Source organism: Mesorhizobium sp. KR1-2, assembly GCF_040045035.1.
GTDB lineage: Bacteria > Pseudomonadota > Alphaproteobacteria > Rhizobiales > Rhizobiaceae > Pseudaminobacter.
In genome coordinates this window covers 150852-167106 of the sequence record NZ_JBDZDS010000010.1, presented here as the reverse complement: position 1 = coordinate 167106, position 16255 = coordinate 150852, and the positions used below count along the sequence as shown (strand labels likewise).

Below are 16255 nucleotides of genomic sequence, written 5' to 3'. Positions count from 1 at the left end.
CATCGCCGACCTGTTGGCTGGCGATGTTCTCAACATGTTCTCATCAGGGTGCGGTGTCAAGGGAAAAGGAATATTATCCTAGCGGCATGTGGACAGCGGGGCGGGCGGGTGCGGCTAGATGACCTGTACGCTGCAAGGAGTTCCGCACCAACGTGGACTTCCTGGCACAAACTGTGTCGCCGATTTTGAACGAAGGTATCAGCCTATCCGAGGCCAGGTGGTACACTTGGCGCCTTTCGACGCCGAGAAAGCTGGCTATCGAGTTTGCCCCGAACAGCAGATCGTCTTTCAGCGAGACATCGTCCATGCGCGATCCTTCTATTGGGTGCTCCACGATTCTCGCTTCAAATCATTCCTAGCGCCAGTCCCCTCAACCAGACGGCGGCTCCAGGCCAGCGGGTCGTTCCACCATTCCAGCTTTCGCCATGAGTCAGGCACCGGCAGCGTGTCGATAGCCTCGATCAACGGCTGCTGCGGTACGTTCGTTTAACGCCGCGACATGCTGTCGGTCGCGTGGCCGAGTATCTGATCCTTGATGTGCGGGTGAATGCCGGCAATAACTAGGCCTGTCGAGACGGTATGGCGAGCGGTGTAGGGCGACACGTCTTTGATTCCGGACCTACGGCGCGCGCCCTGGATCGCAGACTTCAGACCACCACCACCATTCTGAACCGCGCCGTATGGTTCACCGCGTGGCGTCCTGAATAATTCACCTCCACGCTCGACCAGTGGGCCAAGCCACTCGCACAAGAACGAGTGCAGCGGCACGCCTCGCGGCTCGCCAGTCTTGCTAGTGCGCACTGCCAACCACCGCTTAGAGATATCGACGTCCGTGGCGTCTAGAGCGAACGCCTCGATGGGGCGAAGGCCTGTATAGAAGAGGAATGTCATCACCATTGCGGGGGCGGGCGACATTGCGGCAACGAACTCGGCAGCGCGCTCGTAGTCCACTGGCGCTGTGCCGCTCCGCTGCGTGGCCGACTGAACGACGTTGGTGCCTTTTGGCTTGCGCGGCCGCCGCCATTGACGGACGTCAGCCCAGCCATTCCCGATGGCATGGTTCCAGACGGCAATAAATGGTGTGTAGCACTGGCGGTTGCGGGTCTCCGGTGCCGAAGTGGGGTAGAGTTCGCGGGCGGCTTCATCAAGTTCAGCCTGACCAATTGTGTGGAGCAGGGCGGACCCCATGTGCCGAATAAGCCGATCGAGAAACCGGTTGGAACCGCCAGACTTGACGTAGGAGGCAGCGGCCTCGGAAAACGTCTTGGTCGCCTTGGGTCCGAAGACGTGCTCATGAAGCATGCTGGCCTCGGTTTGAATGCGAACCGCTTCAGCCAGATTCCTGTCGGTCAATCCGGTCGATTTGCAGACCGTCTTTCCGAACAAGCTGCAACGCAAATAAAAATAGTCCGAGTCACTTCGGCGAACGATTTTCAACGGCAATCCAACCCCCGGCAACAAAACACATTACCCTTGAGGCAGAGCCCCAAGGACGATCCCGTCTCTCCTCGTGTGGTGTTTTGCTGGTGGTGAAGCAGCGTGCGCTGGCTATCTGATGTGCGACGTCGCGTCAATCGCGGTCGGTGTTTCTGGAGTCGCTGCCGAGATGCTCACCACCAATGGCCTTGCGGAGCAAGGTGCAGCGAAGAGGTCAATCCCGAGGGTCTTTCGGAACGCCCTGGTGACAATCTGGTGCGCTCGGTTGACTGCTGCGCGCCGCTGGCGGGCGACTTCAAGTTCGGCCTCACACCGATCGAAGATCGGAAGCGCAACGTCCCCGTGCTCTACAACAAGCCGAGCCGCAATAGACAGCATCCGCTTGCGGTGTGGAATTGAGTATGAGCCAGGTTCGTCCATTTCATTCTGCGACGCGGGGCGCACGGAGCCCATCGAGGTGAGTGATCAATCCCGATAGTCTTCCGGAACGCCTTCGCGGACAATCCTGCGCGCACGTTCAATTGCAGATTTTCGGTTAAGGGCCTCTTTGTATTCGCGCTCGGCCCTCTCAAAGATGGGTAGGTATACGTCGCCAAAGCGCACGAGGATTTTTGCTGCGAACAACAAAACCTTGCGTTGTGTTTCAACTGCTTTGCTCATCAGACGTCTCCACAGGTCGCCCGCAGATCTTACGCCAGCGTTGCCGCACATCTTCCTGTGAATAGCTGGTCGAGATACGCCCCTATGACCATCAAAGTGGCGGAGTGGAGCGAAGCGTCAAGGCTATTCGGCCGCACCCTTTGGCAAGAAGCCTTTGGCCTCCAGGTCGTCGACGATCAGCTTTTCGACATATGAAGCGACCGTACGGCGATCGGCCTTTGCGGCATTCTCTAATGCGTCTTTGACAGTTGGTTCAATACGAATTCCTAGGCTAGCGGTCTTTGCCATATGGCTCCCCGTGAAATGTTAGCAAATGTTAGCAATTGATAGTTGACTGCGGTTTCCAATCATTGCTATACATTTGCTAACAATTGCTTTCAACCGAGGAACCCGCAGCATGCTAAACACCGCCAGCCAGCGCCGCACGGTCAGGTTCGAGCCGGCGACGGAGGAGCAACTCCAAGAATGGAAAAACGGCAAGCGTCCGCTCTGGCGCCACGAGATCATGTGGCCGGATGGCACGTGGGAGACCCAGGGCATGTTCGATCGCGTCGAGGAGACTGCTTGACAATGGCTCCCGAAATTCTCTCTTTAGGCACTGCTCCATTATCTGGTAGCTCAGTCCTTCAGGACATCGCCGCATCGTAACCCATTGAGCGGCCTTTCAACGCAACGCATGCACCCTTGTGGGTGAATCTAGTCGCTCGCCTTGTGCGGGCTTGTTGAACCGTCCGGCTGCGTGCCGGCGATGAGGAGAACTGTAATGACCAATGTTGAACAGCTTTTGCTCGATGTTCGCCATGTTAAGGCATTCCTTGATGCCGCTGAGGCTGCATTGTAGGCCAATGTCGGACCAGATGACAGCAAGGTCGATGCCGCGCGCATTGTGATCGAGGAAGCCGAAGGCGCTTTCCGCGATCTGCTGGCTGGGTTCAGTGGAAGTAAGCGAGTCTCGTCGATTGCTAATCTGGAGCGGATCAACCGCGAACGCGGCGAGCGTGATGCCGCAGCGGCTGCTGCAGGCAAGTCGGTAAACATCTAAGCATCACCACCACACACCACAGCGGCCCGGTCTCACCAGCCGGACTTTGCCCGTCGCTCGCAAGGGCGGCGGGCCACAACCGACGGCAAACATTGGTGTTGACACCACCATCAGAGTCGTCACCAATTAAGCATCACCTGAAATTTCGATTCATCTGTCACCGGTTTCGGCCGGCGGCTTTCGCATGCGCCAATGGCGTTCAACACGAGGAGGGCGATGATGCGCGCCGCAAACGATAACTTCCCCGACCGTCTACTGCGGCTCAGGGACGTAATGACAATGACCAGCCTCGGTAGTTCAACTATCTATCGAAAGATGGATGCGGAGGCCTTTCCGCGGCCACTTGCCCTGAGCCCTGCGTGCGTCAGATGGAGAGAATCGGATATCATGCAGTGGATGCTCGGTTTGCCGGTGTCTGGAGCGGCATGAATAAGAGCTTAGCCTTGGCGATGCCGGGTATTTTCCCGGGTATTTTCTGGAATTCCGCGTAAAATAAGCGATATTATTCAGTTGGTTGGGAAGATTACCTATTTAGACACTCCCTCCGCCAGTCAGCCCCTGAAACCCCTGGAAATGCTGGATTTCGTGGTTTTGACTCCCATATCCGACTCACCAATTGGCGGATTGCCATTTTTGGCGCTCACGAATGAGGGACGATTGAGCACGTCACCGGATCGTATCGGCCAAATCGGCGCGTCATGATTTGTAGGAAATCGTCACTCGGCGGCGCCGGCAATACCTCTGCGACGGATGATGTGCCAAGGAGTGGCGTAGCAGGTAGTGTGTGGATCGGAGCGCTCCGGCAGGTGCCGCCATGGAGTTCCCACTCGCACTATCAAGAAGGTGCCGTTGAGCATGCGCCGGTCATTGACGTGCGGCACGCTTCGCCGGATCAAGCGCCACTCGAGGTCGGTCAGTTCATATAGGCTCATGTTGAGCGTGAATCAGAATACCACCCGACATGAAAGCTGCCAGTCGGCAAACGTCCCATTGCTAGAGTTCCCCCGGCAGCACGCGCGCGCGATAGCTAGGCGCACTCGGCCGCACGCCGCGGATCGCTCTGGACCGCATCTACAACGGCCCTGCCGCTTCTCGAAGCGATCGCCGATCCAGAGGACGTCACACGCCGACTGATGACAATCCCTGCTATCGGCGCCTTGGGTGCGACCGCTGTGCTCGCCGCTGTCGGCAGCGGGCTGCAGTTTCGCAAGCTCGCGATCTGGCGGCATGGCTGGGTTTGGTGCCCAGGCAATACTCGACCGGCGGGAAACAGACGCTGCTGGGTATCGGCAGACGTGGCAACCGCTATGTGAGAAAGCTCTTGGTGCACGGAGCGCGATCCTGCTTCCGGCATCTGGACCGAGCGGCCGCACGCAGGGAACGCCGGGGATGTTGAGCCAAGGCTTCACTATGATCGCGATGAGGGTGCCGTGCTGCGGGTTGTTCTTAACCGCGTCTGCGGGTTGGGCTCGTTCCAGCCGCTCCACGGCTTGTAAAGCCCCTCCTTTATACCCTCTTCGTAGGGCAGCATCCTGAGCTTGAAGGGCATGAAGGTGATGCTGATGTACACCATCTTGCGCGCACCCATCCGCTCGGCACGATCCTGTCCTTTGCCAACAGCGGGGGCGAGGAAATGAAGTGGACGCCGGGTGGAACCGGCCCCATGTCCTGGCGCAGGGCGACCAATCCGTTGTCGCCGAACGTTGTGCAGGGTTTGCCGGTCTCGACGTCGATGGCGAACAGGCGCGGCAAATCGGAGGCAGTGGAAAAGACGCGGCGTTGGCATGGCCCTAGGAGAACAAGGATCCCGTTCGGAATCCAGCCGATGCGACGAGAAAGTCCACTCACAATGAGCACTCTATTTCGGATCGCGAGTATCGGCGGCCCCGCCACGCCGTTCCCTCACGAGTTGAAACTTTGCGGGAACATCATTTCATTGCGACGGTTGGTATCCATCCGGAGGTTCGCCAATGGCCGGATCACAAGATGAGGGAACTCCTAAGCAGGAGCGCTCGGACATAGCTCGGACATAGATGCAGGCCGAAAAGCTGACAAAACACTTGGTTTTGATCCCCCTGCGGCCCCAATGGAAACGGACGCCGAGGCCGCCGATATTCACACCGACCCCGCGGCGGATTCGGAGGCGGAGGTTGCGCCGCATTCTAGAAATGCTGCGACATTCGCCGACGCAATGCGCCCCATGGACAGTGTGCCGAAGCCCGGACGAAACAGTACGCTCATTGTCATTGCCGCTCTTGTCCTGCTCGCGATCATCGTTGTCGCGGGAGCGGCGATGCTGCGATAAATCCGGCCTGTCGCGCCAAGCCTTCGGCCTCAGCTGCGTTCCAGTCGATTGCAATGAACCAATGTGGCATTGCCGGAGTCTCACAAGCCCGACGATACGAAAACGCCCGGCAGGCGCTGGGCCAGCCGGGCGTCGTAGCTCGACAGTTTGCTGCGTCGCGCCGGAGCGCTGGGCGCAGCTTACCAGGACGGGATCAGCGCGCCCTTGAACTCGTCGTTGATAAACGCCTTGATGCTGTCGTCATGGTAGGCCTCGACAAGCGTCTTGGCCCACGGTGCATCCTTGTCGGCGCTGCGCACGACGATCAGGTTGGCATAGGGCGACTCCTGGCCTTCGATGGCGATGGCGTCGGTCTTCGGATGCAAGCCGGCTTCCAGTGCGTAGTTGGTGTTGATGACGGCCGCATCGACGTCGTCGAGCGAGCGGGGAAGCTGGGCGGCGTCGAGCTCGGAGAACTGGATGTTCTTCGGGTTCTCGGTGACGTCGGCCGGGCCCGCCTTCAGGCCAGCTTCCGGATTGACCTTGATGAGGCCTTCCTTGGCCAGGACCAGCAGCGCGCGGCCGCCATTGGTCGGGTCGTTCGGGATGGCGACAGTCGCGCCTTCAGCGAGCTCGCCGAGGTTCTTCACCTTCTTCGAATAGACGCCCATCGGCGTGGTGATGGTCTTGCCGATGCTGACGAGATCGAAGCCGCGATCGGCGATCTGGTTGTCGAGATAGGGCTGGTGCTGGAAGGAGTTGGCGTTGAGGTCGCCGTCGGCGACGGCCTGGTTCGGCACCACATAGTCGGAGAATTCCAGGATCTCGATGTTGAGGCCCTTCTTGGCGGCGATCTCCTTGACCTTTTCCATGATCTGCGCGTGCTCGCCGGGTGTGACGCCGACCTTGATGTCTTCGGCCAGCGCCGGGAAGCTGACGAGGGCGGCAAGGGCCGCAGAGACGAGGAACTTCATCATGTGTATCTCCTTGATGTTACACGACTTGGGAGGGAGGATGGAAATCAGCTCTTGCGGTTGCGCTTGTCGAAGTGGCGGGCCAGCGCGTCGCCGGCGCTCTGGACGAGCTGGACGAGAACGATCAGCACAATCACCACGGCCAGCATCACCTCCGGCATGAAGCGCTGATAACCGTAGCGGATGCCCAGATCGCCGAGGCCGCCGCCGCCGACAGCGCCGACCATCGCCGAATAGCCGATGAGGCTGACAATGGTCATGGTGAAGGCGAGCAGGATGGCCGGCCGAGCCTCGGCGAGAAGCACCTTGAAGACGATCTGCATCGGCGTCGCGCCCATGGCGCGGGCGGCCTCGATCAAACCTTTGTCGATCTCCCGGATCGCAGCCTCCACCAGGCGGGCGAAAAAGGGAACGGTAGCGATGGTCAAGGGCACGATGGCCGCCGTGGTGCCGATCGAGGTGCCGGTCAGAAGACGGGTGAACGGGATGATCGCCACGACCAGGATGATGAACGGCGTGGAGCGGGCGGCATTGACGATAAGCCCGATCGCATAGTTGAGCTTCGGTGCGGGGAAAAGCTCGTCCTTGCCGCTGGTGGCTAGGAAAACGCCGATCGGCAGGCCGATCAACGATCCGACCAGGCCGGACACGGCCACCATGTGTAGCGTCTGCAGCAGCGACTTCCAGAGCAGTCCGAAAAGCATCTCAGGCGACATAGCCGAGCACCTCCGTGGAAAGGCCGGTTGCCGCATAGAAGCGGTTGGCGCGCTCGAGAGTTTCGGGTGCGGCCGGGTAGGCCACGACGAGGGTGCCGAAGGGCTCGCCGGCGATCTCCTCGATGGCGCCGGCGAGAATGTTGATGTCGCTGCCGATTTCGGTGACCAGTCGCGCCATCAACGGCTGGAAGGCCGTCGCGCCGAAGAAGGTGAGCCGCACCAGAATGCGGTCGCCGGCGGAAAGCTCGGGCTTAAGGCCGGAGCGCAACCATTCCGGCAGGCTGGTGCCCAGCGTAGACGCCAGCAGGATCCGCGTCGTCTCGTGCTGCGGGGCGGTGAAGACGTCGAAGGTGCGCCCCTGCTCGACGATGCGCCCCCGGTCGATGACGGCGACATGCGAGGCGATGGCCTTCACCACCTCCATCTCATGCGTGATCAGCAGGACCGTCAGGCCAAGTTCGGCATTGATCTGCTTCAACAGGGCCAGGATCGACTGCGTCGTTTCCGGATCGAGCGCCGAGGTGGCCTCGTCGGAGAGCAGCAGCTTCGGCGACGTGGCCAGCGCCCGGGCGATGCCGACGCGCTGCTTCTGCCCGCCCGACAATTCGGACGGATAGCTCGCCGCCTTGTCGCCGAGGCCGACCAGGTCGAGAAGCGGCTCGACCTTGCCCTTGATCTCGGTTCGGCTAAAGCCGGCAATCTCCAGCGGCAGCGCGACATTGTCGAATGCGGTGCGCGAGGACAGCAGGTTGAAATGCTGGAAGATCATCCCGACCTCCCGCCGCAGTCCGCGCAGGCCCGCGTCGTTCAGCCCGCCCACCTCGGTGCCGTCGACGATCACCTTTCCCGAAGTCGCCCTCTCGAGGCCATTGACGAGCCGGATGAGCGTGGACTTGCCGGCGCCGGAGCGACCGATGATGCTGGTGATCTCGCCGCGGCCGACGGCCATGTCGACGCCATCGAGCGCAGTGAAGGATTTCGCGTCATTGCCGAAGCGTTTGGTCACGCGTTCGAACGTGACCATAGGGGTGGCTTTCGCGGGCTCGTGCCGGACGGCATCGGCGGCGACAGTTGGGAGTATCATTTTTCAGTTCACGGTTTCAGTCGGGTCACCATGGCGAATAGCATCGCCGCCGCCTCATGCGAAGACGCTGTACGTTCCGGGACGGGTGACAATCCGTAGCATGCAAGCGGACTCGATCTCGACGGTCAGGGTTCCAGTGGGCGCACAATTGCCCTGAACCGATGGGATTTGACAGGAATGGAATTCCTAAAATCGGCCATTCGGAAAAATATACGAACGAGACGCCCAACTCCCCAAAGCTTGTCGTCTGACGTTCTTAAGACAACGTCCGCCGTCCTACCCCGGGACTCTGGCAGCATTTCCGAGACGCCAATGGCCCAACTGTGTGTCTTGAGAAGTGAAAGCGGTTCTTGTAGCCACACCAACGGCAGTTTCGGGAGAGGCTAGGCTGACCCGAAGACCGGGAGGAGTGCCTGATGTCAGCTAGAACGGTCATGATCGCAGGCGGTGCTGGCGGCATGGGCATCGCAACCGCGTTGCGGTTTGCAGCCGGTGGTGATCGCATCGTGGTCGCAGACCTCGAAGGGCCCCGGCTTGACGAGGCAAAGGGGCGCATCGCGGCGGTCGGCACCGAGGTTCTAGGGGTCGGCTTCGACATCCGATCGGTTCCGGCGTGCCGGGAGGCGGTGGAGGCCGCTGTCGCCTGGGGCGGCGGGATCGACGTGTTGGTGAACGCGGCGGGCGTCTGGCTCGAGGGGCCGTCCGTGCAAGTCAGCGAGCAGGACTGGGACCGTGTGCTCGATATCAATCTCAAGGGCGCGTTCTTCCTGACCGCCGCCGCGACGCCACATCTCATCGCCTCGCGGGGTGCGGTCATCAACATCGCATCCGATGCCGGCCTCGTCGGCAACAACGGAGCAGCGGTCTATTGCGCTTCAAAGGGCGGGTTGGTGCTGCTGTCGAAGGCGCTTGCGCTGGAACTGGCGCCCCATGGCGTCCGGGTCAATGCGGTTTGTCCGGCAGATGTCGCCACACCGATGATCGAATATCAGGCCACGGCGTATGGCGACGGCGATCCGGAAGGCTACAAGCGCCGGCTTCTGTCGCACTACCCGCAAGGCGATCGCGCCCGTTTCATCAAGGCGGAGGAGGTGGCCGAGCTCATTCACTTCCTGTGCGAGCCCGGCAGTGCTCCGCTTACCGGCGCGGCGCTTCCGATCGATTTCGGAGTGACCGCAGGCTATTGAGCGGAGCTTGGGATCCGGAGCAAACGGGAGGGGACATGCAATCGAAATCCGTGACTGCGCTGGTGACCGGCGCCGGAGCGCCCGACGGCATCGGCATGGCGATAGCGCGCGCACTTGCCGGGGCAGGGCTGTCGGTGGCCATCACGTCGTCCTCCGAGCGCATCTTCGAGCGCGCAGCGGAGCTTCGCGCGGAAGGCATCGTGGTCAAGGCAGCCCTCGCGGATCTGACGGACGCGGCGCAGGTTGAACGCCTGCATGCCGAGATCGGCGACGTCGACGTGCTCGTCAACAATGCCGGCATGGGAACCGCCGCGCAGCCGGCCCTCCAGAAACGTTTCACTGAGTTGACTGAGAGCGATTGGAACCGGGGAATCGAGGTCAGCCTAAAGACGGCTTTTCTCGTCACGAGGGCGTTTCTGCCGCCGATGGTCGAGAACGGGCATGGCCGCGTGGTCAACATCGCGTCGGTCACCGGTCCCTATGTATCCAACGAAGGCGAGTCGGCCTATTCCGCGGCCAAGGCCGGAATGGTGGGAATGACCCATGCGCTGGCGCTGGAGGTCGCGCGCCACGGTATCACCGTGAACGCGGTCGCACCGGGATGGATCGAAACCGGCGCTTCGACGCCGGAAGAGATTGAGGCCGCACGCCGCACCCCGCCCGGACGCCCCGGAACGCCGGACGAGGTTGCCGCGACGGTGGTTTTCCTCGCATCTGATGGAGCGAGTTATGTCAACGGATCCGTTCTCGTGGTGGATGGCGGCAACATCCTGCAGGAGCGGAAGGGGTAGGAGTCTGACGAACCCAGCCGTCAGGAATCTGTCACTACGGATGCGCGGGATTGATCCAATCGTTTCCCCGGTCAGCCGCCGCCGTGCTCTTGACTCCGAAGGAAGCCCACCTAGAGATTTGGTTGTCAGACAACTTACATAAATCGGGGGATGCTGACGGGAGTGAACGGGAGGACCACGTGAAAAAGCTCATCGCACGACTGGCCATTGGGGCTGCCTTTGTCGCCTTCGCGGTCTCGGCCCATGCCGGGCAGACGCTCGACCGCGTCATGGGAAAGAAGGCAATGGTTGTCGCCACCAACAGCGGTTGGCCGCCGCAGAGCTATCTGGACGACAACAACCAGATGGTCGGCTTCGATATCGACGTTTCGCACGAGATCGCAAAGCGGCTCGGGGTCGAGGTGAGCTTCGAGACGCCTGAATGGGCGACGCTGACCGGCGGCCACTGGCAGGGGCGCTACGACCTCGGCGTCGGTTCGGTGACGCCGACCAAAGCCCGCGCCCAGGTGATCGATTTCGCCGGCATCTATTACTACAGCCCTTACGTCTACGCGGTCCACAATGACAGCAAGGCGCAGTCCGTGGCCGACCTCAACGGCAAGGTCATCGCCGTCGAAACGGCGACTACGTCGGAAGATTTCATCAACCGCCGGCTCGAGATCGACGCGCCGGGCCTGCCTCCGGTCGAATACAAGCTGGAGCCCGGCGAGGTCCGCACTTATGCCGACTCGATGCTTCCCTTCGATGATCTGCGCCTCGGCGACGGCGTTCGCATCAATGCGGTGATCGCGCCCGAGCAGACGGCGCTCAATGCGATGAAGAACGGCTACCCGATCCGCGTCATCGAAGGTGAATACGCCTTCCGTGAGCCTCTCGTCGTGATTGCCGAAAAGGGCGATGCGGAGTGGACGGCCAAGGTCGGCGGCCTCATCGAGGAGATGAAGAAGGACGGCACGCTCGCCCAACTCACCACCAAGTGGTACGGCAAAGACTACAGCGCAGACTGAGTCGACCGGCACGGGCTGATTTGCGGCCCGTGCCTTTCCCTTTCCTGAAAGACCCAGGCGCGCGATGACCTATCCCGATACCTATTACAAGCGGACCATGTCCGATCCGAAGAAGCGTCCGCCGCTCTCCGGTAAGGAAGAGTGCGACACCCTGATCGTCGGCGGCGGTCTCGCCGGGCTGACGACCGCGCTGCAGCTCGCAAGGGCAGGGCAGACCGTGATGGTTCTCGAAGCCGAAAGCGTCGGGTTCGGCGCCTCGGGCCGCAATGGTGGGTTCGTCGGTCCGGGCTATGCCACCGGCACCGACCAAATCGCCCGGATTGCTGGACAGGAAGCAGCCAGGCGTCTGCACCAAATGTCGATAGAGGGCGTGGATTTCGTCCGCCAGACCATCCAGGTCCTTGGCATCGACGACGCGAAGCCGAAGACGGGTCTGATGAGCGTGCTGCGCTATGACGATGGCGCCAGCCTGAAGGCGTATGTCGAGGAAGCCCGACGGCTCCATGGCTACGAGCTCGAATTCTTGGATCGCGACCAGGTGCGGTCCGTACTGAAGTCGGATCGCTACTTCCAGGCGGTGCGCGACGGACAGTCGTTTCACATCCATCCGCTCAACTATCTGCGGGGCGTCGCGCGCGAAATCGAGCGCCACGACGGCCGCATTTTCGAATCGTCACCGGCGAAAGGCATTGACCTGACCGGCGCGCAAAAGCGCGTGACCACCGCGAATGGCGAGGTGAGGGCGTGCAACGTCGTCTTCACCACCGGCGGCTACACGGGTTCGCTGCATGGCAGGCTCAAGCGGTCCTTCCTCCCGATTGCGACCTATGTGATGGTCAGCGAAGAAGCGCCGGAACTCATTGCCTCCGCGATCCAGACTACGGATGCCATCGGCGACAACCGCCGCGCCGGCGATTACTACCGCGTCGTCGACGACGGCAAGCGTCTGCTCTGGGGCGGGCGCATCACGACGCGCGCCGCCTCCACGCAGGCGCTCGTGAGTGAGCTACGGGCCGAAATGGTTGGCACTTATCCGCAGCTGGCCGGCCTCAAGACCGAGCTCGCCTGGTCGGGCCTCATGTCTTATGCCCGCCATCTCATGCCCCAGATCGGGCGCATGAGCCCCGGCGTCTGGTATTGCACTGCCTTCGGAGGGCACGGGCTCAATACCACTGCAATCGGCGGCAAAGTCGTCGCCGAAGGTATCCTTGGAGAGTCTGATCGCTACAAGCTGTTCGAGCCCTTCGGCCTCGTCTGGGCCGGAGGTCTGGCCGGGCTTGCGGTCGCGCAGCTCACCTATTGGAAGCTCCAGGTTCAGGACTGGTGGCGCGAGCGCGCTGCGTGAAAGGCGAAAGATCGAGACCATGCTCGGCCGACTGATACTCAGCTATCCGGAAGCATCGCGGCGGGCCGCCGGCCTGTTAATTCTGGCCTTGGTGACGTTTGCGCTCTACCAGCTCGACATCAGCTCCGCTTGGATCAGCCGGTTGTTGCCCTCGGCCGAAGCCTGGCTAGGCGAAAACCCCGCCACGAGCCGGCTCGTCTCCGCCCTCTTGATTGCGCTCATCGTAGCCGCCAACTGGAAGGCGCTGCGCCAGCTTTCGCGCACCCAGCAGATCGTCGCGGTGTGGGTGGAGCTTTTCGTGCTCCTGATGCTGTTCTTCTATTCGTTCGATCTCTCCTTCGCCTTCATCGCCAAGAAGATCGGCTTCCTGGTCACGCAGGGCGTGGTCACGACGCTCTACATTTCCGCGATCTCCATCGCGATCGCCACGGCAATTGCGCTCGTCGGCGCCATCGGCAAATTGTCGAACAACGGCGTCATCTATGGGCTTGCAACGTTCTACACCTCGCTGTTTCGCGGCCTGCCGCTGCTCATGCAGATTTACATCATTTATCTCGGGCTGCCGCAGGTGGGCTATGTCATCGGCGCCGTCCCGGCCGGCATTCTCGCGCTTTCGCTCTGCTACGGCGCCTACATGACCGAGATATTCCGCGCCGGCATCGAGAGCATCCCGCGTGGACAGTCGGAGGGCGCAGCGGCGCTTGGCCTCAATCCTTCCCAGACCATGGCCCTCGTGATCCTGCCGCAGGCGATGCGTGTCATCATCCCGCCGACGGGCAACCAGTTCATCGCCATGCTGAAGGATTCGTCGCTGGTGTCGGTCGTTGGCGTCTGGGAAATCATGTATCTCGCTCGCACGCAGGGCCAGACGGAATTCCGGCACATCGAGATGCTGATCACGGCGTCCATGATCTACTGGATCCTGTCGATCTGCCTCGAATACGGCCAGTCGCTCATCGAAGAACGCTTCGGCCGCTCCAATGTCCGCTGAAACGCCTTCGGCAGATGCCGAGGGCGCGGTTGCCCAGCCGTCGAACAATCGCGCTGCCCTATTCGTTCTTTCCGCCTTCGCCGTGTTCTCGGGCACCGATGTAATCGTAAAGCTGCTTGCGGAAGGTATGCCGGCGCCGCAGGTGACCTTTCTCGTCACCGCGGCGGCGCTGCTTCTCCTGTTTGCTCACTCCTTTTCGACCGGCCGAGGGCCACGCCTCGTCCCGCGCCATCCGCGCACGGCGCTGCTGCGGGCACTGCTGCTCGCCGGCGATACCTTGCTCATCCACTATGCTTTTGCGGTCTTGCCGCTCGCCGAGGCATATCTGCTCGCTTTCCTGACGCCGATCCTCGTGGCCGTGCTCGGGTTTGCGCTGTTGGGTGAGCGGCTTTCGGCAATTGGCTGGGCGGGCGTTCTGATCGGTTTCGGCGGCGTGGCGCTCGCCCTCAAGCCGGGTGCCGCCCCGCTCAATCTGGGGCACGCGGCGGCGGTCGGGTCCGCTGTCTTCTTTGCGCTCTCGCTCGTTCTGCTGCGCAGGACCAAGATGGCCGAGACCGATGAGGCGCTTGTCTCGAGCCTGCTGGTCGTGCTCGCGCCGGTCGCACTTGCAGTTGCGGCTGTCAGCGGCGGGGTCTCGCCAGTCAGCTTCGAAGATCTGGCGCTTGCGCTTGCCGGCGGAGCGATGATGCTCGGCGGCCACGTGCTTCTCGTTCGCGCCTTCCGCATCGGCGAGGCTTCCGTGGTCGCGCCCTTCCAGTACAGTCAGATCATCTGGGGCTGCCTGTTCGGGCTGTTTGTTTTTTCGACCCCTGTCGAGCTTCACACCCTGGCCGGTGCCGCGATCATCATTTTGTCCGGCTGGCTCGTGCTGAATTGATGCTGCCTCTCCTCAAGGGGGAGGGAGAGCAGCGCCCCGCTTGAACGCGCGCAAAAATTCGGGCACATGGCAGCACGATGAGCATCACCGCCAGTCCCCGCGAACTCGACCACCTCGTGCTGCCGACCGCCGCTCTCGGCACGGCGCGCACCCGGTATGAGGCGCTGGGCTTCACCGTATCGCCTGTCGGCGTGCATCCTTTCGGCACCGAGAACGCCTGCGTCTACCTGGCCGACGGCACCTTTCTCGAACCCCTGGTGGTGGGAGACACGGCCAAGGCCGCCGAGGCGGTCGCTGCCGGCAACGTGTTCGTCGCCCGCGACCGCGCCTTTCGCGAACTGAATGGCGCCGAAGGGCTTTCGGCAGTGGTGTTTTCCACGCGCGACGCCGATGCCGACCACGACGCCTTTGTGCGCGCCGGGGTGTCGGCCGGCCCTCGGCTGGATTTCTCGCGGCCCTTCGTCGACGCCTCCGGCAAGGCGGACACCGCATCCTTCCGGCTGGCTTTCGCCGCCGAGGCAGCGGTGCCGGGCACCTTCTTCTTCACCTGCGAGCGCGCGAACGCCCCAAAAGTCGACCGTTCGGCGCTTCAGGCCCATGCCAACGGCGCACGGCGCATCGCGGCGGTGGTAGCCTGCGCGGACGAGTCCGGCAGCCATCGGAAATTCTTCGAGACGGTCGCCGGCGCTCCGGTTGCGGCGCAGTCGCCCGGCCGGCTTGAGGTTAGCCTGCCCAATGCCGCGATCACGGTCGAGGACGGCGCCGGTTTCGCTGCCGAATTCGGCCTTGATGTTCCGTCCAGCTCGCCGCTGTGGCTTGCCGCTGTCGTGTTTGGCGTTGCGAGCCTGACGCAGACCGAAAATCTTCTTCGCGCCAATGTCATCGAGTTCGACCATCGTGACAATCGGCTGATCGTACCTCCGGCACCCGGCCAGGGCGCCGTTTTCGTATTCGAGGAGCTCTGATGAACGCGCCGAACCCGACCGTTACCGTTGGCAATGTCGTTTTCGACAACAAGGCGCCGCTGGCGCTGATCGCCGGTCCTTGCCAGCTGGAGTCGCGTCAGCACGCCTTCGACATGGCCGGCGCGCTGAAGGAACTGACCCAGAAGCTCGGTATCGGCCTGGTCTACAAATCCAGCTTCGACAAGGCGAACCGGACTTCGCTCGGCGCCACGCGCGGTGCCGGTCTTGATGCGGCCCTCCCGGTATTTGCGGATCTGCGCAAGGAATTCGACCTTCCGATCCTGACCGACATTCATAACGAAGAGCAGTGCGTGCTCGTGGCCGAAGTGGTCGACGTGCTGCAGATCCCGGCCTTTCTCAGCCGCCAGACCGACCTGCTCGTCGCCGCGGCGAAGACGGGCAAGATCGTGAACGTGAAGAAGGGCCAGTTCCTCGCTCCCTGGGACATGAAGAACGTGATCTCCAAAGTCACCGGCTCGGGCAACGCCAATGTGCTGGTCACCGAGCGCGGCGCTTCCTTCGGCTACAATACGCTGGTGTCGGACATGCGCGCCCTGCCGATCATGGCCGACATGGGCGCGCCGGTGATCTTCGACGCCACGCATTCCGTGCAGCAGCCGGGCGGGCAGGGCGGTTCTTCGGGTGGCGAACGGCGCTTCGTGAAGACCCTGGCGTCCGCCGCCGTGGCTGTCGGCGTCGCTGGCGTGTTCATCGAAACCCATCACGATCCCGACAATTCGACTTCGTCGGACGGCCCGAACATGGTTCCGCTGAAGGACATGCCGGCCCTGCTGGAGAAGCTGATGGCGTTCGACCGGGTGGCAAAGGGCAATTGAGCGGTGCATTCCTGCCTTGCCGGAGCGTTCTACATTGCCTTTTTTCCGGCTTTCGCTAA

The 16255-nt window shown here is 62.0% G+C and carries 17 protein-coding genes and 2 pseudogenes; 12 read left to right on the top strand and 7 right to left on the bottom strand.

Features of this window, described 5'->3' with window-relative positions; translation table 11 throughout:
* Nucleotides 1-486 precede the first annotated feature (486 nt).
* The 3 genes from ABLE85_RS19495 to ABLE85_RS19485 all read right to left on the bottom strand — a co-directional run bounded on the left by ABLE85_RS19495 (nt 487) and on the right by ABLE85_RS19485 (nt 2385).
* Nucleotides 487-1437, bottom strand: coding sequence for a tyrosine-type recombinase/integrase (locus tag ABLE85_RS19495; protein ID WP_348794369.1), 951 nt, complete (start codon nt 1435-1437; stop codon nt 487-489).
* Nucleotides 1438-1902: 465 nt separating this feature from the next.
* On the bottom strand, nt 1903-2097 hold the full coding sequence (locus ABLE85_RS19490; protein WP_348794368.1) for a hypothetical protein: 195 nt from the start codon (nt 2095-2097) through the stop codon (nt 1903-1905).
* 123 nt (nt 2098-2220) lie between these two features.
* Nucleotides 2221-2385 carry a hypothetical protein gene (locus tag ABLE85_RS19485; RefSeq protein ID WP_348794367.1) on the bottom strand — a complete coding sequence of 55 codons (165 nt, stop codon included), beginning with the start codon at nt 2383-2385 and terminating at the stop codon, nt 2221-2223.
* 109 nt (nt 2386-2494) lie between these two features.
* Here ABLE85_RS19485 and ABLE85_RS19480 point away from each other — a divergent pair, with 109 nt between their 5' ends.
* Both ABLE85_RS19480 and ABLE85_RS19475 read left to right on the top strand, forming a co-directional pair.
* Nucleotides 2495-2665, top strand: coding sequence for a hypothetical protein (locus ABLE85_RS19480; RefSeq protein WP_348794366.1), 171 nt, complete (start codon nt 2495-2497; stop codon nt 2663-2665).
* Nucleotides 2666-2983: 318 nt separating this feature from the next.
* On the top strand, nt 2984-3139 hold the full coding sequence (locus ABLE85_RS19475; protein ID WP_348794365.1) for a hypothetical protein: 156 nt from the start codon (nt 2984-2986) through the stop codon (nt 3137-3139).
* A gap of 770 nt (nt 3140-3909) precedes the next feature.
* On the opposite strand, the pseudogene ABLE85_RS19470 reads toward ABLE85_RS19475, so the two are convergent.
* Nucleotides 3910-4071 (bottom strand): annotated as a pseudogene (locus tag ABLE85_RS19470) (transposase); the annotation flags it as partial.
* 180 nt (nt 4072-4251) lie between these two features.
* On the opposite strand from ABLE85_RS19470, the pseudogene ABLE85_RS19465 reads away from it, so the two are divergent.
* Together ABLE85_RS19465 and ABLE85_RS19460 are read left to right on the top strand one after the other, a co-directional pair.
* Nucleotides 4252-4481, top strand: a pseudogene (locus ABLE85_RS19465) (transposase); the annotation flags it as partial.
* A 744-nt stretch (nt 4482-5225) separates the two neighbouring features.
* A complete protein-coding gene (locus ABLE85_RS19460) occupies nt 5226-5444 on the top strand; it encodes a hypothetical protein (RefSeq protein WP_348794364.1) in 219 nt (72 codons plus the stop codon).
* A gap of 179 nt (nt 5445-5623) precedes the next feature.
* Here the strand turns inward: ABLE85_RS19460 and ABLE85_RS19455 are convergent, their stop codons facing one another.
* From ABLE85_RS19455 to ABLE85_RS19445, 3 genes are read right to left on the bottom strand one after another with little or no spacing between them, the layout of a single operon-like run.
* Nucleotides 5624-6400: a MetQ/NlpA family ABC transporter substrate-binding protein gene (locus ABLE85_RS19455; protein ID WP_348794363.1), complete on the bottom strand. Its 777-nt coding sequence runs from the start codon at nt 6398-6400 to the stop codon at nt 5624-5626.
* Between the two features lie 44 nt (nt 6401-6444).
* Nucleotides 6445-7113, bottom strand: coding sequence for a methionine ABC transporter permease (locus ABLE85_RS19450; protein WP_348794362.1), 669 nt, complete (start codon nt 7111-7113; stop codon nt 6445-6447).
* On the bottom strand, nt 7103-8137 hold the full coding sequence (locus tag ABLE85_RS19445; protein WP_348794361.1) for a methionine ABC transporter ATP-binding protein: 1035 nt from the start codon (nt 8135-8137) through the stop codon (nt 7103-7105). Before ABLE85_RS19445 ends, ABLE85_RS19450 begins: the two co-directional genes overlap by 11 nt.
* 476 nt (nt 8138-8613) lie before the next feature.
* Between ABLE85_RS19445 and ABLE85_RS19440 the strand changes: the two genes are divergently transcribed.
* The 8 genes from ABLE85_RS19440 to kdsA all read left to right on the top strand — a co-directional run bounded on the left by ABLE85_RS19440 (nt 8614) and on the right by kdsA (nt 16196).
* Nucleotides 8614-9384, top strand: a complete 771-nt coding sequence (locus ABLE85_RS19440) for an SDR family NAD(P)-dependent oxidoreductase (RefSeq protein WP_348794360.1) — start codon at nt 8614-8616, stop codon at nt 9382-9384.
* A gap of 35 nt (nt 9385-9419) precedes the next feature.
* Nucleotides 9420-10175 carry an SDR family NAD(P)-dependent oxidoreductase gene (locus ABLE85_RS19435; protein ID WP_348794359.1) on the top strand — a complete coding sequence of 252 codons (756 nt, stop codon included), beginning with the start codon at nt 9420-9422 and terminating at the stop codon, nt 10173-10175.
* A 179-nt stretch (nt 10176-10354) separates the two neighbouring features.
* Nucleotides 10355-11182 carry a transporter substrate-binding domain-containing protein gene (locus ABLE85_RS19430; RefSeq protein ID WP_348794358.1) on the top strand — a complete coding sequence of 276 codons (828 nt, stop codon included), beginning with the start codon at nt 10355-10357 and terminating at the stop codon, nt 11180-11182.
* Between the two features lie 64 nt (nt 11183-11246).
* A complete protein-coding gene (locus ABLE85_RS19425; RefSeq protein ID WP_348794357.1) occupies nt 11247-12527 on the top strand; it encodes an FAD-binding oxidoreductase in 1281 nt (426 codons plus the stop codon).
* A gap of 19 nt (nt 12528-12546) precedes the next feature.
* Nucleotides 12547-13518 (top strand): amino acid ABC transporter permease, encoded by a 972-nt coding sequence (locus ABLE85_RS19420; RefSeq protein ID WP_348794356.1) that lies wholly within the window; start codon nt 12547-12549, stop codon nt 13516-13518.
* Nucleotides 13508-14395, top strand: coding sequence for a DMT family transporter (locus tag ABLE85_RS19415; protein ID WP_348794355.1), 888 nt, complete (start codon nt 13508-13510; stop codon nt 14393-14395). The genes ABLE85_RS19420 and ABLE85_RS19415 overlap by 11 nt, the downstream gene beginning before the upstream one ends.
* A 77-nt stretch (nt 14396-14472) precedes the next feature.
* On the top strand, nt 14473-15360 hold the full coding sequence (locus tag ABLE85_RS19410; protein ID WP_348794354.1) for a VOC family protein: 888 nt from the start codon (nt 14473-14475) through the stop codon (nt 15358-15360).
* The gene (gene kdsA, locus ABLE85_RS19405; protein WP_348794353.1) at nt 15360-16196 is read left to right on the top strand and encodes a 3-deoxy-8-phosphooctulonate synthase; all 837 of its coding nucleotides are present in this window, start codon (nt 15360-15362) and stop codon (nt 16194-16196) included. Before ABLE85_RS19410 ends, kdsA begins: the two co-directional genes overlap by 1 nt.
* Nucleotides 16197-16255: the final 59 nt, after the last annotated feature.